This window comes from Leclercia sp. W6 (assembly GCF_003336345.1).
Classification (GTDB): Bacteria; Pseudomonadota; Gammaproteobacteria; order Enterobacterales; family Enterobacteriaceae; genus Enterobacter.
The window spans coordinates 1,638,841-1,664,613 of sequence record NZ_CP031104.1; the positions used below are offsets into that span (position 1 = coordinate 1,638,841).

The window sequence follows — 25,773 nt, forward strand, 5'->3', positions numbered from 1 at the left end:
CTCTTGCCCTCTTTTTAGCCCAGCAGCTGGTGGATACGCTTCAGCCCGGCCACCAGTCTGTCGACCTCTTCCAGTGTGTTGTACATCACCAGCGATGCGCGGCACATCGCCGGTACCTGATAAAACGCCATCAGCGGCATAGCGCAGTGGTGTCCGGTTCGCACCGCCACCCCGTAGTTATCGAGAAAACTACCCACGTCATAGGCGTGGTGTTTGCCAAGGTTAAAGGCAATAACACCCTGACGGTCCGCCGGGCCGTACAGCGTAAGATCCGGCACGCTGGCAAGTTCCGCAAGAGCATAGCGCATCAGCATCTGTTCATATTCGGCGATAGCATCAAGGCCGATGTTTGACACATACTCCATCGCCGCGCCCAGCCCGATAATGCCGCCGGTGTTCGGGGTGCCCGCTTCAAAGCGCCACGGCGCCCGGGCGTAGGTTGTGCCTCCGCTCAGGCTGACGGTGGCGATCATCGACCCGCCCCCTTCCCACGGCGGCATCGCCTGTAAAATCTCATCTTTGACATACAGCACGCCGATACCGGTAGGCCCGTAGAGCTTATGGCCGGAAAAGACGTAGAAGTCGCAGTCCAGCGCCTGGACATCCACCGTATGGTGCATCACCGCCTGGGCGCCATCAATCAGCACTTTCGCCCCTACCACGTGGGCTTTGGCGATAATCTCCGCCACCGGGTTTTCGGTACCCAGCACGTTGGAGATCTGAGTTATGGCCACCAGCCGGGTGCGTTCATCCAGCAGGGTATCCAGCTGTTCAAGCTGTAATGTGCCGTCCTCGTTAAGGGGGATGACCCGCAATTCCGCCCCGACGCGCTCGCACAGCATCTGCCAGGGCACGATATTGGCATGGTGCTCCATCTGGCTGATGATGATGTTATCGCCCGCGTGCACTTCGGCGCTGCCCCAGCTGTTGGCCACCAGGTTGATCCCTTCGGTGGTACCGCGAACAAAGACCAGCTCCTCCGGAGAGCGGGCGTTCAAAAATGTTGCCGCGCGGGTACGGACATTCTCCATCCGCTGCGTCGCCTCGGCGCTTAGGGTGTGGATCCCCCTGTGCACCGCCGCGTAACCATGCCGGTAAAACTCTGCCTCGGCCTCGATCACCTGCGTGGGCTTTTGCGCGCTGGCGGCGCTGTCGAGATAGGCAAGCGGCAGACCGTTTACTTCACGGGTCAGGACAGGAAAATCCGCCCGCACTTTCTCTACAGGGAAAATCATGCCACACCTCCAGGCAGACGCTGGCCGATACGCGCCAGCACCTGCTGTCTTAACGTTTCATCGTCAAGGGCTTCGGTCAGTTCGGCGGCAAAGGCGTAGATAATCATCTTCTCAGCCGCCTGCTTATCGATCCCGCGGGAGCGCAGATAGAACATCTGCTCATCGTCGATCCGCCCCACAGTGGCGCCGTGGCTGCACTTCACATCATCGGCGTAAATTTCCAGCTGCGGTTTGGTGTCCACCTCCGCCAGTCGCCCCATCAGCAGATTGTTGTTGGTCATCTGGCCGTCGGTTTTGATGGCGTGCTGCGCCACGTTAATCAGCCCGTTGAAGACCGCCCGGCCTTTATCGCTGACGATGGTTTTATGCAGCTGGCGGCTGTTGCAGTAGCCCTTGTTGTGCTCAAGCCAGGTACGGGTGTCGCACACTTCAGATTTTACCGGCATCGCCAGGCTGTTGATGCGCAGGGTCGTATTTTCGCCATTCAGCTGGGTGCTGGTGTTATGGCGCAGTACCGCCCCGCCCAGCAGGAAGCTGTGGCTGTATGCCGTCGCATCGGCGGCCATCAGCAGGTCATTATGGGCGAAGTGGTGGCTCGCAGGGTTCTCGAACGCCAGCTTGATATGGTGCAGCCGGGCGTTGGCCGCCACGTTCATGGTCAGGCGCGAGCCGGTGAAATGGTGCATCTCATTGCGACTCACGTAATGCTCAATGATGGTTGCTTCTGCACCCTGCGCCAGTTCCAGATGGTGACGATAATGGGCAGTATTGATTTCTTCACCCGCCAGACCCTGAGTAATATGTAACAAGAGCAACGGCTTAGAAGGCCGTAGGTCACGTTTCACCCTGATATGCGTCACGCTCTGAGCCAGGCTTTCGGTCAGATGCAGGAACAGCTCCGGCTGAACCGGTGCCGCCAGGCTTTGCCGCTCGTCATTGATTTCGACATCAAACCCGCTGCCGTCGGTGCTGTCGCTCAGTTCCGGACTAAAACGTCCGTCAACAAAGACCAGCCGCGTGGCGTCGAGGGTGAGCGCCAGCGCATCCCGATCGGCCGCTTCTACCCTGGCGGGCCGGGAAACAAACTCGCCGTTAAGCAGCCCTTCCAGCGGGGTATATTTCCAGTTTTCGTGCTTACGCGTCGGCAACCCGAGGCGCAGCATCTGCTGCTGGTGCTGCTGGGCCTGTTCAGAGCGGGTTCCGCCCTGCGCCTCAAACAGGCGGTGCCACTGCTGCAGCGCGTTACTGCTGTTCGCTAAGCCAGCCATAGCCCTGCTCCTCCAGCTGTTTGACCAGCGTAAAATCACCCGATTTCACAATCCGCCCCTGATAAAGCACATGCACATAATCGGGTTTGATGTAATCAAGGATGCGCTGATAGTGGGTGACGATGATGAACGACCGCTTGCCGTCGCGCAGGGCGTTAACGCCGTCGGCGACGATCTTCAGGGCGTCGATATCGAGCCCAGAGTCGGTTTCATCGAGGATGCACAGCTCCGGCTCCAGCACCGCCATCTGCAGAATGTCGTTGCGCTTCTTCTCCCCGCCGGAAAAACCGACGTTGACCGAGCGGGTGAGCAGATCTTCCGGCATCTTCAGCAGCTGGATCTTCTCTTCCATCAGGTCCTGGAAATCAAAGCGATCCAGCTCCTCTTCGCTGCGGTATTTGCGCACGGCATTCAGCGCGGTCTGCAGGAAGAACTGGTTGCTGACGCCCGGGATCTCTACCGGGTACTGGAAGGCCATAAAAATGCCCTCCCCGGCTCTCTCTTCCGGCGACAGTTCCAGCAGATCTTTGCCTTTAAAGTCGACCGAACCGCCGACCACTTCGTAATCTTCGCGCCCGGCCAAAGTCGCTGACAGCGTACTTTTACCCGACCCGTTAGGGCCCATAATCGCATGCACTTCGCCCGGGCGAACCTCAAGGCTCAGGCCGCGCAGGATCGCTTTATCTTCCACACTGACCTGTAAATCTTTAATGCTTAACATGTGCTTTCCTTAATCCTTAACCGACGCTGTGTTCAAGGCTAATCGCCAGTAATTTTTGTGCTTCCACGGCAAACTCCAGCGGCAGTTCAGAGAACACATCCTTACAGAAACCGTTCACGATCATCGAGATGGCATCCTCTTCGCTGATGCCGCGCTGCAGGCAGTAGAAGAGCTGATCTTCACCAATCCGCGAGGTTGTCGCTTCGTGTTCCAGCTGGGCGCTGTTGTTACGGCACTCAACATACGGGAAGGTATGCGCCCCGCAGTCCGGGCCAATCAGCATGGAGTCGCACTGGGTAAAGTTACGGGCGTTGGTGGCCGTCGGCATGATTTTGACTAAGCCGCGATAGCTGTTCTGGCTCTGCCCTGCGGAGATCCCTTTCGAAATGATGGTCGACCGGGTGTTTTTGCCGATGTGGATCATCTTGGTGCCGGTATCGGCCTGCTGATGCCCGCTGGTCAGCGCCACGGAGTAGAACTCGCCGATGGAGTTATCCCCGCGCAGAATACAGCTCGGATATTTCCAGGTGATGGCGGAGCCGGTCTCAGACTGGGTCCACGACATTTTACTGTTTTCGCCTTCGCACAGGGCGCGCTTGGTGACGAAGTTCAGGATGCCGCCGGTGTTGTTATCCCCCGGGAACCAGTTCTGCACCGTCGAGTATTTCACCTCGGCGTCTTTGTGGATGATCACCTCCACCACTGCCGCGTGCAGCTGGTAGCTGTCGCGCACCGGAGCGGAACAGCCCTCGATATAGCTGACGTAGCTCCCCTCATCGGCGACGAGGATGGTGCGTTCAAACTGGCCGGTTTTCTCGGCGTTGATACGGAAATAGGTGGAGAGCTCCATCGGGCAGCGCACGCCTTTCGGCACGTAGATAAAGGTGCCGTCGGAGGCCACCGCCGCATTCAGGGCGGCAAAGAAGTTATCGTTGCCCGGCACCACGGTGCCAAGATACTTCTTCACCAGCTCAGGGTGATCGTGGATAGCTTCCCCGAAGGAGCAGAAGATGATCCCCTGCTCGCCCAGTTTTTCCCGGTAGGTGGTGGCGACCGAGACGGAGTCAAAGATGGCGTCCACCGCCACCTCGCGTCCTTCGCGCACCGGTACACCGAGCTGTTCGAACGCCTCTTCCACCTCTTTGCTTAAAAAGGTGTTGGCCCCGGTCTGCTGTACCGCACCGGGCTCAGAGGCGCAGGTGTCGTCACAGTTGCCGCAGGACGGCGCAGAGTAGTAGCTGTAATCCTGATAGTTCAGCTTGTCGTAGTGCGCCTTCAGCCAGTGCGGCTCTTCCATCTCCAGCCAGGCCTTGAACGCATTCAGCCGGAACTCCAGCATCCAGTCGGGTTCGTTACGCTTGGCGGAAATCGCGCGAATGACCTCTTCGTTAATCCCTTTTGCCAGCTCGTCGGTCTGCAATTGGGTGAAGAAGCCCTCTTTGTAATTAATGTGGCCGCCGGACCAGGTGTTGACGTCGTCAGTTGCTTCAGTATGTCGAGACATAATACCGCCTATACCCCAAAACTTTCGCCGCAGCCGCATTCGTTCTGGGCTTTCGGGTTATTGAATTTGAATAACTGGTTTAAGCCTTCGCGCACGTAATCCACTTCCGTACCGTCAATGAACGGCATCGCCTGGAGCGGCACGTAGAGCCGGGCGCCGTCATGTTCAAAAACCAGATCGTCTTTTTCCGGCTGGCTGACGGTGGTGAGGACATAGCCGAAACCGGCGCAGCCCGTCTGTTTCACCCCTAACCGCACGCCGAGCATACCTGCCTGTTTGCTCACCAGCTCGCGAATGTGCGCCGCTGCGGCAGGGGTCAGCGATAATCCACGCCATGCAAAATCTGTTGGATCAAACGTTTCTGAATGCTGTTCCATAAGTCCACCTCATGTATTGCGCCCTTTGGGCATAACACCATGTTAGTGATAATGATTATCACTTCAACCCCTCACTTGCAGGGTCATTCGGCTTAACCGCCCTTTTTGAATACTTTTATTAAGCATAGACCCTGATGACGGGCTTAACAGGCCTGACGGAGATTGTTTAATCGATTGATAATATTGAGAATTACAGGAGGAAATCGGTAGGAATGGTCAAAAGTTAAAATATGTATAGAAAATGCCTATTTTTGGGATAGCCAGACAGGTAAGACGCCCGCGCAGGCGGGCATCTTTCAGAGCGCCACAGGTACAATCAGGCTTTCAGGCATTCACGCAGCAGGTTTATTTGCATATTTTTGTCCCGCATTCGGGTCAGCAATGCCTGCAGATGGTGATCGCTCTCCAGCTGGAATTTTTGCATGACATCATACTTGTGGGCATATACCGTTTTGCTGTCGATCTTCAGCTTTTGTGCAATAGCGGGCGTCGAGAGCCCCTGGTACAGGCTCGCCATAATCACGGTCTGCCGTGGAGATAAAGTCCGGTGCTGACACTCGGCGCAGACGGGGTTAACCCTGATCTCTTCGTGGCGCTGCAGGGTGTGCCAGGCCGAACTGAATACCCGATAAAAATCGCTCAGCGGCGCATCCCGCGATACAAAAACCATCTCCTGAAAACAGGCCGGTAATGTCTCTTTACTGTAGTGTTCGCCATTGACCAGACCAATCATCACCCCTTTCCTGCGCGCGAGTAATTCTGGCGTACAGATAAAGGGCTCTCCCCGGCAGAGTGACAGCACCATGAGATCGGCGTTGCTAATATTCTCCCGGGTAAATTCCGTCATAAACTCTATTTCACACCCGAATTGCGTCCCGAAGAGATCGACAATCAGTTTTTTCAGCGCATAACAGTAAAGTGTCTCTGTCTCATTAATAAGAACGTTGACCATCGTCGGTATTTCCCTCACTCGTTCAGTTGTATTCCAGCGTCGCGACCACGGCGACGCTGATAGTCCCAGGCGTGACGCCACCGGTAGCGGAATAGGTAATGGCCTGCAAATTCATGGTTGCAGTACGATCGTCGCCAATATTTTGAGTCATGCGGCTCCCCGGACCTTTTAAATTCCCCGTACCGGTTTCAATTATGCCCAGCGCGATATTTGTGGCAGTGCCGCTGTTCCTGTAATAGTGCGTTCCGGCCACGGGATCTGCCGTCCCGGTTAAGCTGACAGTCACGCTTTGGGTAGCCGCCGGACATTGGGTGAAGTTGAGCGAAAAAGGCACAGGCGTGGAGGATGACGCCGGCGTAGCCATATTCTTTGCCTGCATGTTTCCCAAATTGACGTTCACACTTGAATTTCCGCCATTAAAAATACAGGGAGAGGCGATAATTCTCCCTTTTACTGAGACGCTTACCGCATCCGTCGCCAACGCTACAGCGGTGTACAACCAGATGATCGCTATCCCGATAATATTCAGCCTCATCGATCGTTCCTTTTACTGATAGGTGAGGATCAGGGTGGCACTGGCATTCGCGGTTCCGGTGCTTACTGAGGTTTTGGTTTGATAGTAACGGGCGGCGATCGGCATACTCTCCTGACCGCCACTCGTCTGTTTAAGGGCAATCGTGCTGTTTAAAACCAGCGGCTCGCCGTTATAAAGCAACTGGATACCCACGCCGTCGGCAACGCCCGCCGAGCCTTGGCCGGTTAACGCCAGCACGCTGTTGTTACTGAGTCCGGGGTACTGAATGCCGTTCAGCGTGACGTTAATTTTCGCCCCAGCGTCGCAGTTCAGGCCGAGGTTTTGCGTGTTTTGTCCCCCCTCAGGGAGGGTGCCGACCGTATCGCCGAAACGGCTTACCGGCACGTCGCCAAGAAGGAATACCAGATTTGGCGTGGTGATGGCGCAGGCTACCTGTGTAATCGAGCCGGTTCCGGCATAGACGGGCACATCCGGTGCCGCCGTGCCGCCCCGATATTGCTCTGTCCAGGCGACAAAGGAGGCCAGTAATCCGTTCACAGAACCCGACGTAATATCGCCAGTTTTCCAGAACTGAATAATCGGCTGGAAATTGCTGGCGTGTACTTCATTGGCGTTCGAGCTCCAGGAGGCGCTGAAAAGATCGGCCCCTAACCAGGTGGTTCCATTAAAACTGGCGCTCCCGGCGGTGGTTTTTTCATAATATCCCACGGAGATCCCGACGCCTGGCAACCCGGTTTGATATACCCGGCGACCGTTGGCGGTGGTGAACGCATAAGCCAGTCCCCCGCTCTTCATGCCTGCGGTTGAACCTTCATTCCCCGTTGGCGTACAGCTATAGGTCAGCGCCAGCGAGCCATAAATTTCGTTGCTGATCGCCTGCCCGACCGGGAGATCGCGCTGAACGATAATATTGCCGTAATTAATGCTATACGGGGCACCGATATAGGTGTAATCACATCCATAGCCATACAGTGGAAAGAGTATTCCCGCCAGGATGAACAGGCACCTGATAATAGACATGTCGAGTCATCCACAATCATTCAATTAATGGCAAACCACATCCGCACGAATTATCTCGCCGGGAGGTTGTTGGGTATTAAGGGTGTAGTGAGCCTGGCAACGCTGTTGTGCCGCCTCGCCCCACTTCACCGTTAATTTCACATCTGGCTGCAAACCGGTTAAATAGACCTGGCCGCCGTCACCCACGATGAAACCTGTGTTTTGCGCTCCGTTCACCGTCGCGATAGCGCCGAAAGGCACCGGTTGACCATTTTGCCGGGTGAGCGTCATCAGGATCCGCAGCCCGACACTGGCGACATAGCTGGCGCGCACAATCGCGCCCCGGGTCGGGATCACGGTCTGTACCGTCTGTTCCAGTTCAACATCGTCAGGCAGGGTATCGGTCAACAACGAAACGTCATTTTTCCGGTAGGGTGTCATGTTGCTGCAGAGGGTATAACCGCGGTAATCGGTTTTCGTCCCGGACTGGTTTTGTATCCCTATCCCTGCCGCGCCGGGCGCTTTTATCAGCACGTTGGTTTCGCCGAGCGTCTGAGAAAAGGTCACGCCGTCAGCATGGGCGACCACGCTCCCCTGGAGGGCATAATTCAGCCGGTCGCTGTACTGATCGTAACTGTAACCCGCCGTCACCTCACCATAAGTGCCTTTGTAATCACCGTTTATATTGCCGGTATAGCCGACGTTATCCGTGCTGTAACCCTGCTGCACATTCCAGCTCAGGGCATTGTTTTCCAGCCCCGTGCCGTTCATCCCCAGGCTGTGGGTGGTGCCGCTGTTTTTACTGGCGCTCATACCGTAATTCACCCAGGTTTGCGGCAGGAAGGCTCCCAGCGGAACGCTGATATTCAAGGCCACCATCTGCTCTTTGGCATCACCACGCGTGCCGAAGCTGCCGCTTTTACTCCGGGTATAGGTCAGACCGTAGCTGACGCTCTGCCAGAAATTGTTATAGCCCAGGCTCCATGAGATCTTTGGTTGCCTGATATCCCAGTAATCTTCCCTTACGGCACTTAACATCAGCGAGCCCAGGTGGTTGCCAAGCGTCTGGCTCAGGGTTAACTCGGCGCGATTACGGCGCCTGTCATTGAGCGCGCTGTCGCTGCCATAGGTGTCCAGCACCTCCTGCATCCCGTAATAACCCCGCATGGCGTAGCGGTAGCCCGCGATGGCAAAATGGGTCCCGCTGTTGACAAAATTCTTGCTGTAGCGCATCCGCCATGACTGGCCGTTCGATTTTGCGCGATCCTGCGGAGTTGACCAGGCCTGGGTGATGTCTGCCGAAAAGGCACCGAAATCGCCCATATTTTTTCCCATTCCGGCGGCCAGCGACTGGTATTTACTCGCCCCCTGAAATCCGCCGTACAGGGTCAGGCCATACGGAATACCGTAGATACCGGTGAACTGGCTGAACGGGGTTTTATCCACGCGATGATCCCATGAGCGATACTGCCCGCCGGTGACGGCGTACTTCAGCTGCCCTTCACGCTGCAATACCGGGAGTGAGGCAAACGGCACGGTAAAATGCTGTTCGCTGCCGTCGGCCTCTTTAATAGTGACCTCGAGATCCCCTGCGCCGCCGGTCGGGTACATATCGGTAATTTCAAAGGCGCCCGGTGCGATGTAGTTCTGGTAAATCTGATAGCCGTTCTGGCGAATAATGATCTGCGCGTTGGTCCTTGCAATTCCGCGCACCACCGGCGCATAGCCCCTGAGCGAATCCGGCCGCATGTCATCGTCTGAAGCCAGTTGTCCGCCGCGAAAAGGCATGCTGTCAAACACATCTGCCGGTGACGCGCTGTCCCCGAGCGTCAGCTGGGCTTTCAGCGGAACAATGCCCCTTCGGGCATAGGTATAAACGTTATCCCACTGCGTCTGACCTTCGCTGCCCCGTGACCAGGTCATGTAGTTTCGCAATCGCCACGGACCGATATTCAAACCCGGCCGCAGGTTGGCGTACTGACTACTGTCGCTGCCGCCGTTTTTGTTCATAATGCTTGCACCGCTGAGCGAGTAGTTGAGCATGGCGGCGGTGATCCCCTCATCCCAGAGCGCAGGCTGAACAAAGCCTCTGGCCTGTATCGTCAGCGCGGCCTGTGGAACGCTGATGGCAAGGTGCTGGCTGGCAAACTGAAAATCGGTGCTGGCCTGAGGGATAGCCGCCAGATGCGCGCACGGCGAGCCTGGCTGGCTGAGCCCCGGAAAGCGCTCGGTTTTAACCCCCCATTGACGCAACTGGTCGACGCTGAGACAGGGCTCAAGGCGCGACTCACCCTCACTGTCTGTCACCTTATGAAACGTAACGTCCTGGGTGTCCGTCAGCTGCCCATCAAGAACAATATCAACATGATAAACACCCGCAGCCTGAGAACCTGTTTCAAAGCCATTCAGATCGGCTCTGTCGAGCCCCGGATTATCGAGTTCAATCAGTTCGGGGTTAAAAAATTCGCGCGCCTGAATTTTATTTACCTCACCGGCCAGGACAACGGTAATAACCCCTGCCAGCCAGGTGGCTTTATTTCCGCTGATTTCCATCTTAATACTGCTCCATGAATATCACCTGCAACCTTTTAGCGGTCACAGGTTTGCTGTATGTGCGTCCCCTGTGCCGCCAAAATCATTAATCAATTTAAAGACCACGGCGCTGCCCATAGTTTGTGCGGGAAGGAAAATTGCCGTTTGTCCATGAGGCAATATCCAGGTTGCCTCTGGTACTTTTTTACCTCCAACAGTAATTTCATTAAAATTCATCACATAATCAGTGGGGTTAACGATCTCAATTTTATTGCCGTTACGTCGCCAGATTAATTTATCCGCCTGTTCCTCTGGTGTTGAGCGCTTTAAGCCTGCCGGACGGTAAATTAATTTAATTCGCGTTTTCACCGCAATTTGCAGCGAATTCTCGGTGGTCGTTGCCGAGGGGATCGATTTGATATTCAGCCAGAACAGACTCTCGCGGTCCTGTGGCAGTGTCCCGGTTAATACAATCCGCTCAACGTTTTGTTGTCCTTTATCCAGCCGGTAGAGAGGTGGCGTAATGATAAAAGGCGGTTTCGGCGCACTGTCACTCACTCCCTCTATCCACGACTGAACCAGATAAGGTGAGTTATCAGGATTATTGACGTTGATAGCGGCCTCTTTTTTGCTGCCGACAAATATAAGCCGTGTTCCGCCAATAACGATCCCTGCCTGTGCAGCCGAAACGCCCGTCACAATAAAAAGACTGGCGAGCAGGATTTTGTGAACAAATTTCATTACATACCTCAGTGACAACGGGGCCGTGTTCCGGCCCCACCTGATGTCCGGTCAGGTCATTAGTTATAAACAACAGAGAAATTAGCGACCGAGTTTGCCGGACCTGCCGTCACGCTTGACGCTGTCGAAATATACTGCGCGTAGAATTTCAGGGTATTATCCTGGTCGCTGGTCAGTTCATAGTTATAGTTATTCTCGCCATGCAGCGGCAGATCCACTTTATCTGCTGACATCAGATTAATTGCCACGCCCGTTGCCGCATCCGAAACCGTAGTATTAATGGCCAGCAGACTTGGGTTAACGAGATCCGGCGTACCGTCAAAACGAACCTTTGCTGATGTTACGGTATCTGGACAATTTCTTAATATAATATCGAAGCCTTTTGCTGCGGTTCGGTCTCCCATACCCGCAAACTCAGATTTATAAAAATCGCCAATAACTACGGTCTGGTTTTGCGAAGCGACATCAACGTCGCAGGCAGAATCCAGAATATTTCCGGCAAAGTTAACCGTACCCGCTGCCGCAAAGACAGAAGAGGTGCAGACTGCAGCCAGAGCCGATAACGCAACAATAGTCTTTTTCATAGAATTATGTCCTTAATAACACTTACCATCACCATTTTTTGGGCAAAAGCATTCCATAAGGTGTGAATCACCTTTTATTTTTTTATGCCCGTTATGCTGGTTCCTTTTTGTGAGTAAAAGAGGTGCCATCGTAACTTTATATAAGGCGCCCTGGTCAAATTTCACTCACATGGTGGCAATTTATATAAAGACTTTCCTGAACTCAAATTATTTCTCGGTCTAGTTGTAGACTTCGCCACTCTTTTTTTTGCCTGCCCTTCAACGCAGAGATTCAACCCGGGATGCTCTCACTTTTGTTCTTCAGTGAATAGAATACCCCGTCTGAGCGTCTGGTCTATTAATAGACTCAGCAAGAAAATCTACTTTTATCAAAACGTTAAGCATAAACAGCCACGGCCAGTCTATTTTTAGACCCGCGACTGATATTCCCAGCATCAATAGTTTTTACGATAATCGCGCCCGGTTAAGAATCACCGTTAGTTTCAGTAAGATGAGGTCACCTGATGAATACCCGAATGACGGCGGTAAAGGGCGCTCCCACCACCTCTTCGCTGGCGTTTAAACCTTTTGCAGATATAGAAAAACTGATTGCCCATCTTCGTCCCTTTACCGAGACCGTGACGATAAATAAAGGCGATGTGGTGCACTATTACGAGGGGGAGATACGGCAGTGCTGGCTGTTATTAAGTGGCAGCGTAGCCCTGCATAGGCGTGGCGACGGCGTGGTGCTGAATTCTGAGTCGGGTCCTTTTATTATTGGCGTCAGCAGCCAGCTATGTTCGGAACATTTATACGCCAGAGCCCTGGAAGATGTTGAGGTGGCGCCCATGCCTCTGGCCTTATTTAATCAGATCGTAGCCAATGAGGGGTTATGGGAACCCTTTTCGCGGCTGCTGATTTATACGGTTTCCCGAATCTATGAACACTGTTCACAGATATCGCAAATGTCCGCGTATGACATTATTCGTCTGCAGTTAGTCGAACTGTTACAAGAGCCTGACTCGGTACGGCTCAACACCACCGCGGCAGCCTATATCAAAAGCCGGACCTATCTGTCCCGAAGCGGGATCATGCGTATCCTGTCGGAGTTACGAACCGGGGGATATATCGCCATGCAGCGGGGTGTGCTGATTGATATTCATCATCTGCCGCTGAAATATTGATTGAGGAGCCATAACGCGGAGCCAGGAGGGCGCACAAGCACTATAATAACCCTCATTACGTCAGCCTCATCCAGCAGGTCATTTTATGCCATCGCCAACGACGCCGCCCGGCCAGGCTCAGCGTGGGTCGCCCTGGGCGCAGGAGCTTGTATCCCATCTGCAACCCTACGCGACCTTTTACCACGCCCAACGGGGAGAGCGGTTCGAGCTTTGTATCAATGGTCAGGGTGTCTTTTATCTGATTATTGAGGGCAGCGTGGCGATTTATCGCCGCAGCAACGATATGTTGCTTTCAACCGCCAACAGCCCGGCAATTTTGGGTCTGGCAAACCTGACGGATATCTACTTCGACAACTACTTCAAAACCCTTGAGCCTTGCGTCATTGGTACGCTTGCGACCGATAAAGTTAACGACATCTGCAAAGAAAAAGATTTGTGGAGTGTTGTCTCCCGCCACCTGATGTTTGTTTATAGCCGACTCTATCACCACGTTATGCCAGTGGGCTCCCCCACCGCGTATGAGTTAATTCGCCAGCAGTTGCAGGAATTGATGGCCGAAGACGAAAGTTTTCGCGCCATGATCACCGCTGAAAGGTACATCCGGGATAAAACCCAGCTTTCGCGCAGCGGGGTGATGCGTATTCTGGCCGATCTGAAAGCTGGTGGTTACGTGGAAATGGAAGAGGGTCGACTAATTAGCATCAACAAGCTCCCCGCCAGATACTAGGTAAAACAGCCCACCAGCAGGGTGTTCTCTTTTTGTAGGCGTATTCTGAATATCAGTCGGAAGACTGAGGCGATCGCCGCCGTGTGCGCTATGCTTCGGCAAAAGGGCAACATACGGAGGGGAAATGCTCATTGCACTTGTAACCATCGCCATCGTTGCCGTCGTCATTACCGGTCTGGTTATCCTGTCTGCTATGCAGGACATTAACAACGATTACTGAATGCGGAAAAAAGAAAGCCCTTAAGACTACCAGAGGTAATCTTAAGGGCTTCTCGCTCCATCCGGCGCTTATCTCCGGCACTCAATATGGCTTAGCTCTTGAAGGAGCATAGGAATAATCTCATAAACCCGGGTGCGCGAATTAACATTTCTTGCGGCCCGCCAGTAAACGTCGGTATTTCAAGGTGATAAAAAATGAAAAAAAGGCCGCATTTGCGGCCTTTCGCTTTATATCACCGCGGTAGTCAGCCGCGACGAACAGCATAAACGGTTCTGCTCATCCAGGATCTCAATCTGCCATACCTGATGGCGCGAGCCAGCATGCAACGCGCGACAGACGCCGCGTACCCGGCCGCTGCGCACGGAACGAATATGGTTGGCATTCACCTCCAGCCCCACCACCTTCTGCTCTCCTTCGGTACAGAGGTAGCCGGCCACCGAGCCCAGGGTTTCGGCCAGCACCACCGACGCACCACCGTGCAGCAGCCCAAAAGGCTGATGGGTACGGCTGTCGACCGGCATGGTGGCCTCCAGTTCATCCTCGCCGATGCGGGTAAACTGGATATCCAGCAAGCCCACCATATTTCCGTCACTCATGGCGTTTAACGCCTGCAACGTCACCGCACGTTTCCAGATCATCCCATAATCTCCAGTAAGGCCTGCAGCGGATGGCGTACGCCGTTGCCTTCGACGCGTTTGACCTGGCTGCGGCAGGAGTAGCCGGTCGCCAGGCAGCGGTTGCGCGGCAGGCGCTGCATCGCCTGGTGCCAGGAGAGCTCATAGATCCCCAGCGAGTTCGCATGGTTCACCACCTCGTGCCCGTAGGTTCCGGCCATGCCGCAACAGCCAACGCTGACGCTCTCCAGCTTCGCGCCAAAACGGGCGAAGATGGCCGCCCATTGTGCTGGCGCGCCCGGCAATGCGGTTACTTCGGTACAGTGTCCGAACAGATACCACGCCTCGCCGCTGGTCTCCTGGGCGGGTTGCGCATCGAGGATCGTCGGCAGCCACTCATGTACCAGCATGACGTGGAAGTCGCCGCGCTTGTCACCAAGGGTCTGTTTGTACTCATCGCGATAGCAGAGCACCAGCGCTGGATCGACCCCGACCATCGGCATACCCAGCTGCGCCACCCGGTTAAGGAAGTCCGAGGTTTTTTGCGCGGTTTTCGCAAAGCGGCTGAGGAAACCTTTGATGTGCTGCGCCTTGCCGTTTGGTGAAAACGGCAGCAGCACCGGCTGGTATCCTAACCGCTCGGCAAGACGAATAAAGTCCGCTACCACCTGGGCATCGTAATAGCTGGTAAAGGGATCCTGCACCACCAGCACCGTTTTCGCTTTTTGCTCCGCGCTCAGCGCCTCAAGCTGCTCAAGGGTCAGGTTGGCAGAGCGGTGGCCGACCATCTGACGCTGCAGGGAGGGCGTGGAGAGCAGCGGCAGGTCGATCATGCCGATATGCTTCTCGGAAAGTTTGCGTACCAGCGGCTGGTTAATAAAGAAGTTGAAGGTGCGCGGCGCGCGGGCCATCAGCGGGGCATAACTCTCCACCGTCGCGACCAGGTGATCGCGCATCGGGCGCAGATAACGGCTGTGATAGAGCTGCAGGAAGCGGGAGCGGAACTCCGGCACGTCGATCTTAATCGGGCACTGGGTAGAGCAGGCTTTACAGGCCAGGCAGCCCGACATCGCCTCTTTCACCTCGTGGGAGAAGTCGTACTCCCCTTTACTCGCATGCCAGCTGTTGCGAGTGCGCGCGATAAGGGTGCGCAGGCTGGCGCGTCTCTCCGGCAGCTCTTTCTCCAGCGCCAGCGGATCCACGCCGCGATCGGCCAGCAGACGCAGCCACTCGCGCACCAGCGTCGCACGTCCTTTCGGCGAGTGGATGCGGTTGCTGGTGATCTTCATTGACGGACACATCGGGCTTTTCGCATCGAAGTTAAAGCACAGGCCGTTACCGTTACACTCCATCGCACCGCGCCAGGAGGCGCGCACGGCTATTGGGATCTGGCGGTCAAAGGTGCCGCGCTTGACTGCATCCACCTGCATCATCGGGGCGTCAACACCCTCCGGCGGACAGATTTTACCGGGGTTGAGGCGGTTATCCGGGTCAAAGGCCGCTTTGATTTTGCGCAGCTCGCCATAGAGCTGTTCGCCAAAGAAGGCCGGGCTGTACTCTGCGCGGAAGCCTTTTCCGTGCTCGCCCCACAGCAGGCCGCCATATTTGGCGGTGAGCGCCACCACCTCATCGGAGATCTGTTTCATCAGGATCTCCTGCTGCGGATCGCACATATCCAGCGCCGGGCGTACGTGCAGCACCCCGGCATCGACATGGCCGAACATGCCGTAGCTCAGGCCGTGGCTGTCGAGCAGAGCGCGGAACTCAACGATATAGTCCGCCAGGTTCTCCGGCGGCACGCAGGTATCTTCAGCAAACGGAATCGGCTTGGCAGCTCCTTTAGCGTTGCCCAGCAACCCCACCGCTTTTTTACGCATCGCATAGATACGTTCGATACCAGCGAGATCGTTACACAGCTGCCAGCCAATCACTCCGCCTTCGCCCCGGGCGATCAGCTCGTCCAGCCGCTGGCATAAGGCAGCAACCTGGCTTTCGATAAGCGCTGCGTCATCGCCGGCAAACTCAACGATGTTCAGGCCCAGCATCTCTTTATCGGGCACGTCAGCGATAAGCTCGCTGACCGAGTGCCAGACGATATCTTCCCGCGCCAGGTTGAGCACTTTTGAGTCAACGGTCTCAACAGACAGCGCCCGGGCATCCACCATAAACGGCGCATTGCGCAGCGCAGAGTCGAATGAGTTGTACTTTACATTCACCAGGCGGCGCACTTTTGGCAGGCGGGTGATGTCGAGACGCGCCTCAGTGATAAAGGCCAGCGTCCCTTCTGAGCCAGTGAGGATGCGGGTTAAATCGAACTGACTGAGATCGTCATTAAAGACATGACGCAGATCGTAACCGGTCAGGAAGCGGTTCAGTTTCGGGAATTTATCAATAATCAGCTGGCGGTTGTCTCGGCAGCGTTCCAGCACGGTGCGGTAGATGCGCCCGGCGGTGGTGTTGTCCTTGCCGAGCGTTTCGGCAAGCTGAACCGGCACAGGCTGGGTATCAAGAATATCGCCGCCCAGCAGTACCGCCCGCACGCCGAGAACGTGATCGGAGGTTTTACCGTAGACCAGCGAGCCCTGACCTGAGGCGTCGGTATTGATCATCCCGCCGAGAGTAGCGCGGTTACTGGTCGACAGCTCCGGGGCAAAAAAATAGCCGTAAGGTTTCAGAAACTGATTGAGCTGATCCTTGATTACCCCGGCTTCTACCCGCACCCACCCCTCTTCCGGGTTGATCTCGATGATGCGGTTCATGTAGCGGGACATATCGACGACGATCCCCGTGTTAAGCGCCTGGCCGTTGGTGCCAGTGCCGCCGCCGCGAGGGGTGAAAATCAGCGAAGCGAAACGCTCCTGAGAGGCCACACGGGCCAGGAGTGCCACATCAGCGGTAGAACGGGGAAAAACGACTGCATCGGGAAGTAGCTGGTAGATACTGTTGTCGGTCGCCATGGTCAGCCGGTCGGCAAAACGTGTGGCGGTATCGCCGGTAAAACCCTGTTGCTCCAGTGCCTGCAAAAAATTAAGCACCAGCTGAACGACGCCGGGTGCCTGAGAAATTTGTGGGATCATTACTGTCGACCCTGCCCAATCTTAAGAGTTGTAGATAATCGTTTGCGTTGTGTCTCACATTTTGTATCACATTTTAAACGTATCCGCCCGACAGAATTACAGGCAGAATCTGCCTGTTAAAAATGGCTGAAATCACTAATGATTGTAGTGATGCGGTTTTATGTTCTCGCCGGTTTGCCGGTGTTCTCAAAAGGTAAATTTCATCTATGGTCAATCGACACCAGCCCAGGGACGTCGCACAAGTTTTGCTGTCGGTGCTGTTTCTGGCAATCATGATTATTGCGTGTCTATGGATTGTTCAACCCTTTATTCTCGGTTTTGCCTGGGCAGGAACGGTGGTTATCGCCACCTGGCCGCTATTTATTCGTCTTGAACGCTTACTGTTTGGCCGCCGGACGCTGGCGGTGCTGGTGATGACGTTACTGCTGGTCCTGCTCTTTGTCATTCCTGTCGCGTTGCTGGTCAATAGCCTGGTTGACGGCAGCGGCCCGCTCATTACCAGCATCACCAGCGGCGATATGACGCTGCCGGAGCTGGCCTGGCTCAACGATATCCCGCTGATTGGCGATAAGCTCTATGCCGGCTGGCATAACCTGCTGGATATGGGCGGCAGCGCAATTATGGCGAAAGTACGGCCCTATATTGGCGCTACCACCACCTGGTTTGTGGGTACCGCCGCGCATCTTGGCCGCTTTGTGGTCCATTGCGTGCTGATGCTGCTGTTCAGCGCCCTGCTCTACTGGCGCGGCGAGCAGGTAGCGCTGGGCGTTCGCCATTTCGCCACCCGTCTGGCCTCGACACGCGGCGACGCGGCGATGCTGCTGGCGGCGCAGGCCGTGCGTGCCGTGGCGCTAGGTGTGGTGGTGACGGCCCTGGTGCAGTCGGTGCTGGGCGGTGTGGGTCTGGCAATCGCCGGGGTGCCTTACGCCACCCTCTTTACGGTGCTGATGCTGTTAACCTGCCTGATGCAGCTGGGGCCATTGCTGGTTCTGGTTCCGGCGATTGTCTGGCTCTACTGGAGCGGCGATACCACCTGGGGCACCTTCCTGCTGGTGTGGAGCTGCGTGGTGGGCACGATGGATAACGTCATCCGCCCGATTCTGATTCGCATGGGTGCCGACCTGCCGTTGATTCTGATCCTCTCCGGCGTTATCGGGGGGCTAATTGCGTTTGGGATGATCGGCCTGTTTATCGGACCGGTACTGCTGGCCGTCTCCTGGCGACTCTTCTCCGCGTGGGTGCATGAGGTCCCGCTGCCGCCAACCGATCCTGATGTGCTGCTTGCTGCCCTTAACGAAACGGACGAGGTCAAAAAGTAACGCTCCCGTTCTGGTGGGTTCGCCCACCAGAATATTAAGCACCACTTATCAATTTGATTTCCCTTAAGCGCTGCTAAAGCCTTTCCTGCTCGTAATTCCTTCAATCTACTTCATAAATTCTTCATGCTTCTTAAACTATTGAGACGAATCTGATCGACGCAAAAATTCCCTATGCCTACTATTAGGTCACGGTTATGAATCAACAACACCTTGATTTATAAGCATGGAAATCCCCTGAGTGAAACAACGAATTGCTGTGTGTAGTCTTTGCCCATCTCCCACGATGGGCTTTTTTTTATCCTGATTTCATCCATCAGACCAGCAATGACAGCATTTTAGGGATTTAGCACGTTGAGGGTATGCGATTACATGTATGCGGTTTGTGAACCATTTGTGTGCTATAGATGCAGAATCTAACTTATTGAAAGGAAAGGAAAGGAAAGGAAAGGAAAGGAAAGGAAAGGAAAGGTTAAATTGTCTGACCAGAAAAATATATTTAATCCAAATAACCATTAATAATAAAACTTATTTTTTATATGACGATGATTCTTTAAATGAAAAATTCGGCGGGGCAATTAAATTCAAACGAAAATGCGATGCACAACAATAATTAATGTTTTGGCTGGAACGAATTGATGCGGTCGTGAATCCAAATCTAAAATGTGAAATTGTGATTGAAAAAATTTACTCCGAAATTTTATCTCACATAATAAAAAACATACTAACAAATAAGTACAGCCTTATTAATATAACCGCTAATTATAAACCTGCATGGGTGATTTAATCTAATCGCCCTTCCATCTTTAGGATAAATAAAATGCAAAAACAATCATTCACCTTAGCATTATGTTTATTGGCTGCTAGTTTAACAGGTTGCGCCCAATGCAATACAAATATATAATATATCAATGAATTAAAACCCAATCAGAATAAAACTCTGGTACTTTCACAAAATGACGATGGATTGTTAATCTGTAAAAACGAGCGTGATGAATCTTTCAACCTAGAAATTACTGGTGTTTATCCCGAAATGCCCAATGGCATTACTCATCTTTACCGCACAGGAACAACATTATGTGATCCTGACATGATATTACAGGGCTAATAGATCAAGGAGAAATAAAAATACAGGGTGAGAATAAAGAAATGTACACTGAAATGGTTTCAGCTATACCGCCACAAATCGGATTGATTTATTTTTATAAAAACAAAAATGAGTATTATGCTTTCAAAACAAAATCCCCTATAACACCGCATTTAGACAATTTCTTTTTATGCAATCACGTCACCAGAGGCTAGATACAACACAGGCGTACTAAGCGGCTCATCTGAGCGCTCCAGCCCCAAAACATCCAAACATACCTTTTCGCCTTGTGCGCTTGCTGGCGGTGTGGTTCCGGCGCAAATCCGAGGCATTAAGCGTCATGGTTCGTTCGCCCTATAACATACCACCAGCAACACTCCCGCAAGATCAATTTGTGATCAATAGCTTAATGGGAAGCATGAGGAGGCGATGAGGTATAAAGACATGCAATCACCTTACCTGATAGCCGTTAGCGCTGCTGTGATGCGCTGAGTAGCTTAAGATTACCTAATTCTTTCAATATCGATTTACGCAAAAACTGTCTTGCCATATAAAGCATCGTTTGTTCTTTTTCGGATAGGCAGTTTCTAACACCATGAATAATTTTCGATCTTATTTGATATATTTCTCTAAATGTTTTTTTAATGCCAGCCCTATCTTTAATGTTTTTTCCAATTAAATATGCACATCTGTCAGAAAGAATAGTTGTTAGCCCACCTTCATAATCATCATCACCAAAAATAGACTCAAGCCCCATACATGCCTGAACAAAGGCCATTGTTTTATCTTCAGTAATAATTGAATTAACCAGCCAATCTATAGCTGATTTAATTCTAAGTAACTCGCGAGAATTGTCCTCAACAACTGAATTTGCAACATCGAAAGCATTATGTAACGCTAATTCTGAATAACCATCATCAACCGTTAAAATTGAGTAATAATTTTCGATTGATGCTGGCAGTTTAGCATTGGTTGAAAGAAATGGGAATTGAGTATTTATTACATTGACTTCTACAGGCATACTTTTGCTCATTTCATTCATTGAGAAATAAGACGGTGTCAGAACCTCATATAATTTATCAGATAAAACACCATTTGTAATTAAAAGAAAGATAAGGACATTTACATCTCGTATTGCACTCTTAATGAAAGATTCTGGATGCGCTCCAGTATAAAATCCTTTTGTTTTCAAATTGATGATCAAATATTTTTCATGTTCATTAGAGAAAATTAATGAACTATCCATTTTGCCAGTAATTGCACTTAGCGTGTTAAAGTATTGTTTTGATTTAAAGTGCTTCACCTTATTGAAATGAATCTGAATATCGCATTCAAAAGGAGTTTTTGCAAAAGCATTAAAAACCATATCAACACAATTATCTAATGACTCAGGATTGGATTTCTGTACTTTGGTTTTGAGTCTAATTTTCTGAAGAATCATAAAACACGATGCAGGATCGATCTCATAATTAGTTTTTCTATTATTTAACTCTTTTGCTATTTTTTCATATGGTTCCATGTCATATATATGATTTACCTCATTTTTTATAGAGCAAGAATCCATTATTATAGTCTTTATAAGTCCTTTTAATTTTTTTATTGCCCCATCATGCATTTCAACGTTCATAACTAACCTCACTAATGTTTTATATTATTTTAAGTTAAAGATATATAAATGTGAAGCAATAAAGTAATCCATATTTGTTCGCTACGCTCACGCCCTTCGGGCTGGTGGGTGAAGAAAAGGAAGTTTTGAAGCCACATTCCTTCTACCCACCAGCCCCACAGAGGCGTGAGCGAAGCGAACCATTAACTATAAATGGTTAGGAATTAATTCCTAAATTACTATTCCACTCCCTGACCCATATAGCTGTTCGCTGGTATGGGATGTCTCTACCGAATCCAAATTCCGTAAAATTAGGCAGGCTATTTATATAGCCCCAGAATGATAATTCTTTCTCTCTCGTATTTATGTTTCCTCTAAGCCATTCTTGATACACATTGAATAAATGGCGTTCTGTTTCGGCTTTGGTCATATTATATATTTCCTTGAAAAGAGTGACAACTCTAACACCATTTGATTAGTAAATGTATTTCAGGAGGGATAGGTATTGTATCAACATTTTACCTATCTCCTTATATGGTGTTTCGCATCGCTCACAGATGCCGCTCCTGTCGCTCCCTTCTGGCCTAATTGATTCAAAGCAATGGAGTGTATGGCTTTAAATTTTAGCGCTTCATAGTGCCCTATATGCTTTTAATGGTTATTATTTGCACAATCATGCCTTGAGCGCTTGCATCCAACCGGGCGGAAGAAATCGCTACTGACAGCCAGGTGAGCGTAGCGAACTTAATTAATTAGCGTCATTCAGCGTCTTTAGCATTTCCTGTAATGGCAAGCGTGTAATATAAACTCATTCCGTAATTCCATGCGCTGCATGACCTAAAATAAATGCTCGCGTACTATGATCAGCATCAGTATCACGTAATCTGTTAGACATACTTTGGCGGTAACAATGGCTTGTTCGTTTTAAACCAATAGAGTTATACGCGTTGCTAATTTTATTCATAATGCTGTTTAATCCATTCTTCATTACGGGCTTTTCTTCCCATACATTAAGCGCTAAAAATGCATCGCAAATTGGTATATTCCGCTTACTGGATTCTGTTTTAGTAGTTTTACCTTATTCATGTGTATTGATGCTAATGCATTTAATCCTTTCTATTTTGATGTAATCATCCTTTTTGATTTGACTTAACTCGCTACCCCGCACCCCGTGTAATATATAAATACATTAGCTTAATAATTTTGAGCGCCTTTAGTTACTGCTGGTTGCTCAATCATTTCTTTGAATTGAGATGATGTAACTTCTTCGTTAGGCTTTTCAACGATGACCTTTTATAATTCATCCTCCTGAATGGTTTTTTTATCAATCCATTCTTTGACGTCCAACACAAACGCAAACATGCTACCCAATGCGGTAATAATTTTCTGTTTGGTCATGGAGGCTTAGTTTTCTTCATCCATGCAAGATTTAAATGAAATAACATGCTCTTTCGTTATTTCTTCCACAATCTCAATATTTTTCGATGTACACCAAACAATAAATCTATCTATGCAACCAGAATATGCCTTAATAGTTTTTCTTTCCATTCAGCGTTAGCGTCAAAGTACGCTTTTTTGGCGACCGCTAAGGAATACCCCTGTGCGACCTTCTGAGGCGGTTTAGTGCTTAAGGTAAGGGATTGCGTTGGCGAAGCGGTAGCAACAGCGTGTGGCGCTTCCTGTGAAGCTGTCGCAAGATACCTCAATCGCTAAATCTCGTCAGAGGCGACGATGCCATCACGAAACTTTTCAGCATTTACCACATTGAGGTAAATGGAGCTTCAAGGGATTTTAGCGCCATATATCTGATTGTTATAGATGCCGTTCTTTTTATGGCAAGTGATTTATCACGGGTGCGGAGGATGATTTCAATCGTGCGTTTCTTATAACGCTTGCGCCATACATACCCCTTTTTATTTGTGTGCGATATGTGTGCAATTTGTGTGTCCATTTTCAAGCCTTGCTTAATTTTGGTTATGCCGCAAAACCGCATACTCACACATCAATCAATGATTTAAATCCCCTGAGTGAAACAAAGAATTGCTGTGTGTAGTCTTCGCCCATCTCCCAAGATGGGCATTTTTTATCCTGCAAACCAGGCGGGAGAAGAGACTCCCGCCTTTACAGCACCTTAGCCCACGCTCTTCTCAACCGTGCAGTCACTCACCATACGCCACTCGCAAGGTAATACCCGGGTGTCGCCCGTCGCCTCGACAGTCACCACCTCGCGAATATCCGCCGATGATGCCCCAACCTGCAGCTCAAACTCACCCGGTTCGACAACGCGTTTGCCGTCCCGGCGCGTAAAGTTGAAGAGATCCACAGGCAGCGTAAAGGTGAGCGTGGCGCTTTCACCTGGAGACAGGGTGACGCGCTGGAAGGCTTTTAGCTCCTGCAACGGCCGCACCTGACTGGCGACTTTATCCCGGACGTAAACCTGGACCACTTCGCTCCCGCTGCGCTCGCCGCTGTTTTTCACATCGATGCTCAGCGTCACTTCGCCGTCGACGGGGACACTGCTCTCAGCCAGCCGTGCGGCTCCCCAGCTGAAGGTCGTCCAGCCCAGGCCATAGCCAAAGGGATAGCGAGACCCAAAGTGGAAGGCGAACGGCGTACCGCCGCTTTTCAGCTTGTGGTTGTAGTAGAAAGGCATTGCCCCCGCGCTTTTCGGTACGCTGACTACCAGCCTGCCCTGTGGCTCTGTCCGCCCAGTCAGTACATCGGCGATGGCCCAGCCGCCTTCCTGACCCGGCGCCCAGGCCATCATCAGGGCCGCTATGCGATCTTCCAGCCCCTGCAGGTTGTATGGCCGCCCTCCCGTCATCACCACGATCACTGGTTTGCCGGTCGCCACCAGCGCCTCCAGCAACTGCTGCTGTACGCCGGGCAGATTCAGGCTGTCCGTATCCGAACCTTCACCCACGGTGCCGCTCTGGAACAGGCCCGCCAGGTCCCCCACGCATGCCACTACCACATCGCTGTCGTTGGCGACCCGCACGGCTTGCGGGATGAGGTGGGTATCCTGCGAAACCGGCGACTGCTGCATCGGTTTGCCGCTGCTGTCCCCCGGGAAAACCGGGGCCCCCGCCATACGTTTTTCGATGATATGGCACCCTTGCGCATACTGAACGTGGGCCTCGCCCAGGTAGTGTTTCAGGGCCTGCAGCGGGGTGGTCACCTGGGCGGTCTCTTCCACCATGTCACTGATGATCAAATGGACCGGGAAGCTGTAGCCACTTAACAGCGCCAGCGGATCGTCCGCCGTGGGGCCAACCACCGCCACGCGAGGTTTCCCGGAGAGCGGCAGAACGCCGCGGTTCTCCAGCAGGGTGAGCGAGCGCGTCGCCACTTCGCGGGCCACCCGGCGAGTCTCGTCACTTTGCAGGTCAATGGCATTTTCGTCGGCATACGGATGTTCAAAGAGACCAAGGCGGAATTTTTCGGTCAGCACGCGGGCGACGATCTCATCCACTTTCTCCATGGTGATCAGGCCCCGCTCCACCGCCCCGGCCAGATGTCGGGCGCAGTCATCTTTTGGCAGTTCGACGTCCAGCCCGGCGTTAAAGGCCAGCGCGGCCGATTCGGCTGCATCGTGAGACACCCCATGATGCTGATGCAACAGACTCACACCGCCATAATCCGCCACGATGATGCCGTCAAAGCCCCACTGCTCACGTAGCACGGTGGTGAGCAGGAAATGGTCGCTGTGGCCGGGTTGATTATCAATATCGTGATAAGCCGGCATCACTGACCCGGCATTCGCCAGCTTCACCGCCATCTCAAAGGGCAGCAGGAAGGTGTCGTTGAGTTCGCTGAAACCAAGATGGACCGGGGCGTGGTTGCGCGCCCCTTCGCTAAAGGAGTGGCCAACATAGTGCTTGAGGGTCGCCAGCAGATCGCGTTTATCGCCCTGCAAGCCCTTCACATATGCTGTTGCCATGACACCCACCAGCCACGGGTCCTCGCCAAAGGTCTCTTCTGTACGCCCCCAGCGTACGTCGCGGGAGACGTCCAGCACCGGCGCCAGCCCCTGCTGACAGCCAACCGAGCGGGCCTCTTTACCTATCTGTTCAGCGGCACGCTGCACCAGCTCCGGATCCCAGGTTGAACCGTAGTTCAGCGAGGAGGGAAACAAGGTGGCGTCTTTACACAACAGCCCCACCAGGCACTCTTCGTGGAATAGCGCCGGTATACCGAGCCGCGTCTCCTCCATCATCATGCGTTGCAGACGGTTAGCGGCACGCACGCCGGTTCTGGCATCAACGATGTGGGTGCCCAGCGGACGGGTGATCTGCCCGACGCCCAGTTTCAGGCGTTCGCTCAGGGCGGCCTGTTCACTTACGCCGGCAAATTCATCGCTCAGATCGCTACGCTCACGGTGATTGCCGTTCTCATCGAGGATCAGCCAGTAGGCGTGCATCTGGGCAAATTTCTCTTCCGGGGACATGCGCGCCAGTAAGGCGGCGACGCGCTCCTGCACGGGACGGCCCGCATCCTTGTAAATAGCAGTCATCA

20 protein-coding genes and 2 other RNA genes are annotated in these 25,773 nt (G+C 52.6%); 5 read left to right on the forward strand and 17 right to left on the reverse strand.

What is annotated here, in order from left to right:
* Positions 1-14: 14 nt before the first annotated feature.
* From sufS to DVA43_RS08065, 11 genes are all read right to left on the reverse strand, one after another.
* Positions 15-1,235 carry a cysteine desulfurase SufS gene (gene sufS / locus DVA43_RS08015; protein WP_114315208.1) on the reverse strand — a complete coding sequence of 407 codons (1,221 nt, stop codon included), beginning with the start codon at positions 1,233-1,235 and terminating at the stop codon, positions 15-17.
* Positions 1,232-2,503 carry a Fe-S cluster assembly protein SufD gene (gene sufD, locus DVA43_RS08020; protein ID WP_114315209.1) on the reverse strand — a complete coding sequence of 424 codons (1,272 nt, stop codon included), beginning with the start codon at positions 2,501-2,503 and terminating at the stop codon, positions 1,232-1,234. The genes sufS and sufD overlap by 4 nt, the downstream gene beginning before the upstream one ends.
* A complete protein-coding gene (sufC, locus tag DVA43_RS08025; RefSeq protein WP_039029104.1) occupies positions 2,478-3,224 on the reverse strand; it encodes a Fe-S cluster assembly ATPase SufC in 747 nt (248 codons plus the stop codon). The genes sufD and sufC overlap by 26 nt, the downstream gene beginning before the upstream one ends.
* A gap of 16 nt (positions 3,225-3,240) precedes the next feature.
* A complete protein-coding gene (gene sufB, locus DVA43_RS08030; protein ID WP_114315210.1) occupies positions 3,241-4,728 on the reverse strand; it encodes a Fe-S cluster assembly protein SufB in 1,488 nt (495 codons plus the stop codon).
* 8 nt (positions 4,729-4,736) lie between these two features.
* Positions 4,737-5,105, reverse strand: a complete 369-nt coding sequence (gene sufA, locus DVA43_RS08035; protein ID WP_039029102.1) for a Fe-S cluster assembly scaffold SufA — start codon at positions 5,103-5,105, stop codon at positions 4,737-4,739.
* 316 nt (positions 5,106-5,421) lie between these two features.
* A complete protein-coding gene (locus DVA43_RS08040; protein WP_114315211.1) occupies positions 5,422-6,057 on the reverse strand; it encodes a helix-turn-helix transcriptional regulator in 636 nt (211 codons plus the stop codon).
* A gap of 22 nt (positions 6,058-6,079) precedes the next feature.
* Entirely contained in the window at positions 6,080-6,592 is a 513-nt protein-coding gene (locus DVA43_RS08045; RefSeq protein WP_114315212.1) for a fimbrial protein, read from the reverse strand.
* A 12-nt stretch (positions 6,593-6,604) separates the two neighbouring features.
* Positions 6,605-7,612, reverse strand: a complete 1,008-nt coding sequence (locus DVA43_RS08050; protein WP_114315213.1) for a fimbrial protein — start codon at positions 7,610-7,612, stop codon at positions 6,605-6,607.
* 24 nt (positions 7,613-7,636) lie between these two features.
* Positions 7,637-10,144 carry a fimbria/pilus outer membrane usher protein gene (locus tag DVA43_RS08055; RefSeq protein ID WP_114315214.1) on the reverse strand — a complete coding sequence of 836 codons (2,508 nt, stop codon included), beginning with the start codon at positions 10,142-10,144 and terminating at the stop codon, positions 7,637-7,639.
* A gap of 42 nt (positions 10,145-10,186) precedes the next feature.
* Positions 10,187-10,864, reverse strand: a complete 678-nt coding sequence (locus DVA43_RS08060) for a molecular chaperone (RefSeq protein WP_114315215.1) — start codon at positions 10,862-10,864, stop codon at positions 10,187-10,189.
* A 59-nt stretch (positions 10,865-10,923) separates the two neighbouring features.
* On the reverse strand, positions 10,924-11,448 hold the full coding sequence (locus DVA43_RS08065; RefSeq protein WP_114315216.1) for a fimbrial protein: 525 nt from the start codon (positions 11,446-11,448) through the stop codon (positions 10,924-10,926).
* Positions 11,449-11,951: 503 nt separating this feature from the next.
* Between DVA43_RS08065 and DVA43_RS08070 the strand changes: the two genes are divergently transcribed.
* Positions 11,952-12,611: a helix-turn-helix domain-containing protein gene (locus tag DVA43_RS08070; RefSeq protein ID WP_114315217.1), complete on the forward strand. Its 660-nt coding sequence runs from the start codon at positions 11,952-11,954 to the stop codon at positions 12,609-12,611.
* An 85-nt stretch (positions 12,612-12,696) separates the two neighbouring features.
* Positions 12,697-13,338 (forward strand): winged helix-turn-helix transcriptional regulator, encoded by a 642-nt coding sequence (locus DVA43_RS08075; protein WP_114315218.1) that lies wholly within the window; start codon positions 12,697-12,699, stop codon positions 13,336-13,338.
* A gap of 447 nt (positions 13,339-13,785) precedes the next feature.
* Here the strand turns inward: DVA43_RS08075 and menI are convergent, their stop codons facing one another.
* Both menI and DVA43_RS08085 read right to left on the reverse strand, forming a co-directional pair.
* The gene (menI, locus tag DVA43_RS08080) at positions 13,786-14,196 is read right to left on the reverse strand and encodes a 1,4-dihydroxy-2-naphthoyl-CoA hydrolase (RefSeq protein ID WP_103823867.1); all 411 of its coding nucleotides are present in this window, start codon (positions 14,194-14,196) and stop codon (positions 13,786-13,788) included.
* Positions 14,193-17,249, reverse strand: coding sequence for an FAD-binding and (Fe-S)-binding domain-containing protein (locus tag DVA43_RS08085; protein ID WP_114315219.1), 3,057 nt, complete (start codon positions 17,247-17,249; stop codon positions 14,193-14,195). The genes menI and DVA43_RS08085 overlap by 4 nt, the downstream gene beginning before the upstream one ends.
* A 206-nt stretch (positions 17,250-17,455) precedes the next feature.
* Here DVA43_RS08085 and ydiK point away from each other — a divergent pair, with 206 nt between their 5' ends.
* The gene (gene ydiK, locus DVA43_RS08090) at positions 17,456-18,568 is read left to right on the forward strand and encodes an AI-2E family transporter YdiK (RefSeq protein ID WP_114315220.1); all 1,113 of its coding nucleotides are present in this window, start codon (positions 17,456-17,458) and stop codon (positions 18,566-18,568) included.
* 188 nt (positions 18,569-18,756) lie between these two features.
* Positions 18,757-18,867: antisense sRNA RprA (rprA, locus tag DVA43_RS08095), an RNA gene on the forward strand.
* A gap of 1,254 nt (positions 18,868-20,121) precedes the next feature.
* Here the strand turns inward: rprA (DVA43_RS08095) and DVA43_RS08105 are convergent.
* From DVA43_RS08105 to DVA43_RS25090, 3 genes are all read right to left on the reverse strand, one after another.
* Entirely contained in the window at positions 20,122-21,279 is a 1,158-nt protein-coding gene (locus tag DVA43_RS08105) for a HEPN domain-containing protein (protein ID WP_114315221.1), read from the reverse strand.
* 196 nt (positions 21,280-21,475) lie between these two features.
* A complete protein-coding gene (locus DVA43_RS24485) occupies positions 21,476-21,688 on the reverse strand; it encodes a hypothetical protein (RefSeq protein WP_147271015.1) in 213 nt (70 codons plus the stop codon).
* 974 nt (positions 21,689-22,662) lie between these two features.
* Entirely contained in the window at positions 22,663-22,806 is a 144-nt protein-coding gene (locus DVA43_RS25090; RefSeq protein WP_246842290.1) for a phage integrase N-terminal SAM-like domain-containing protein, read from the reverse strand.
* A gap of 428 nt (positions 22,807-23,234) precedes the next feature.
* On the opposite strand from DVA43_RS25090, the gene rprA (DVA43_RS08115) reads away from it, so the two are divergent.
* Positions 23,235-23,346: antisense sRNA RprA (gene rprA / locus DVA43_RS08115), an RNA gene on the forward strand.
* 43 nt (positions 23,347-23,389) lie between these two features.
* Here rprA (DVA43_RS08115) and DVA43_RS08120 read toward each other — a convergent pair.
* Complete coding sequence (locus tag DVA43_RS08120) at positions 23,390-25,771, reverse strand: glycoside hydrolase family 3 N-terminal domain-containing protein (RefSeq protein ID WP_114315222.1); 2,382 nt, start codon at positions 25,769-25,771, stop codon at positions 23,390-23,392.
* Between the last annotated feature and the right edge of the window lie 2 nt (positions 25,772-25,773).

Bases quoted from the DNA above. Each gene is read 5' to 3' on its own strand.
- DVA43_RS08040 (WP_114315211.1), bottom strand. From the start codon at position 6,057: ATGGTCAACGTTCTTATTAATGAGACAGAGACACTTTACTGTTATGCG.
- menI (WP_103823867.1), bottom strand. From the start codon at position 14,196: ATGATCTGGAAACGTGCGGTGACGTTGCAGGCGTTAAACGCCATGAGT.
- DVA43_RS08055 (WP_114315214.1), bottom strand. From the start codon at position 10,144: ATGGAAATCAGCGGAAATAAAGCCACCTGGCTGGCAGGGGTTATTACC.
- sufB (WP_114315210.1), bottom strand. From the start codon at position 4,728: ATGTCTCGACATACTGAAGCAACTGACGACGTCAACACCTGGTCCGGC.
- DVA43_RS08050 (WP_114315213.1), bottom strand. From the start codon at position 7,612: ATGTCTATTATCAGGTGCCTGTTCATCCTGGCGGGAATACTCTTTCCA.
- sufD (WP_114315209.1), bottom strand. From the start codon at position 2,503: ATGGCTGGCTTAGCGAACAGCAGTAACGCGCTGCAGCAGTGGCACCGC.
- DVA43_RS08075 (WP_114315218.1), top strand. From the start codon at position 12,697: ATGCCATCGCCAACGACGCCGCCCGGCCAGGCTCAGCGTGGGTCGCCC.
- DVA43_RS08070 (WP_114315217.1), top strand. From the start codon at position 11,952: ATGAATACCCGAATGACGGCGGTAAAGGGCGCTCCCACCACCTCTTCG.
- sufS (WP_114315208.1), bottom strand. From the start codon at position 1,235: ATGATTTTCCCTGTAGAGAAAGTGCGGGCGGATTTTCCTGTCCTGACC.
- DVA43_RS24485 (WP_147271015.1), bottom strand. From the start codon at position 21,688: ATGACCAAAGCCGAAACAGAACGCCATTTATTCAATGTGTATCAAGAA.
- DVA43_RS08045 (WP_114315212.1), bottom strand. From the start codon at position 6,592: ATGAGGCTGAATATTATCGGGATAGCGATCATCTGGTTGTACACCGCT.
- sufC (WP_039029104.1), bottom strand. From the start codon at position 3,224: ATGTTAAGCATTAAAGATTTACAGGTCAGTGTGGAAGATAAAGCGATC.
- DVA43_RS08060 (WP_114315215.1), bottom strand. From the start codon at position 10,864: ATGAAATTTGTTCACAAAATCCTGCTCGCCAGTCTTTTTATTGTGACG.
- DVA43_RS25090 (WP_246842290.1), bottom strand. From the start codon at position 22,806: ATGGAAAGAAAAACTATTAAGGCATATTCTGGTTGCATAGATAGATTT.
- DVA43_RS08105 (WP_114315221.1), bottom strand. From the start codon at position 21,279: ATGAACGTTGAAATGCATGATGGGGCAATAAAAAAATTAAAAGGACTT.
- DVA43_RS08085 (WP_114315219.1), bottom strand. From the start codon at position 17,249: ATGATCCCACAAATTTCTCAGGCACCCGGCGTCGTTCAGCTGGTGCTT.
- sufA (WP_039029102.1), bottom strand. From the start codon at position 5,105: ATGGAACAGCATTCAGAAACGTTTGATCCAACAGATTTTGCATGGCGT.
- DVA43_RS08065 (WP_114315216.1), bottom strand. From the start codon at position 11,448: ATGAAAAAGACTATTGTTGCGTTATCGGCTCTGGCTGCAGTCTGCACC.
- ydiK (WP_114315220.1), top strand. From the start codon at position 17,456: ATGGTCAATCGACACCAGCCCAGGGACGTCGCACAAGTTTTGCTGTCG.
- DVA43_RS08120 (WP_114315222.1), bottom strand. From the start codon at position 25,771: ATGACTGCTATTTACAAGGATGCGGGCCGTCCCGTGCAGGAGCGCGTC.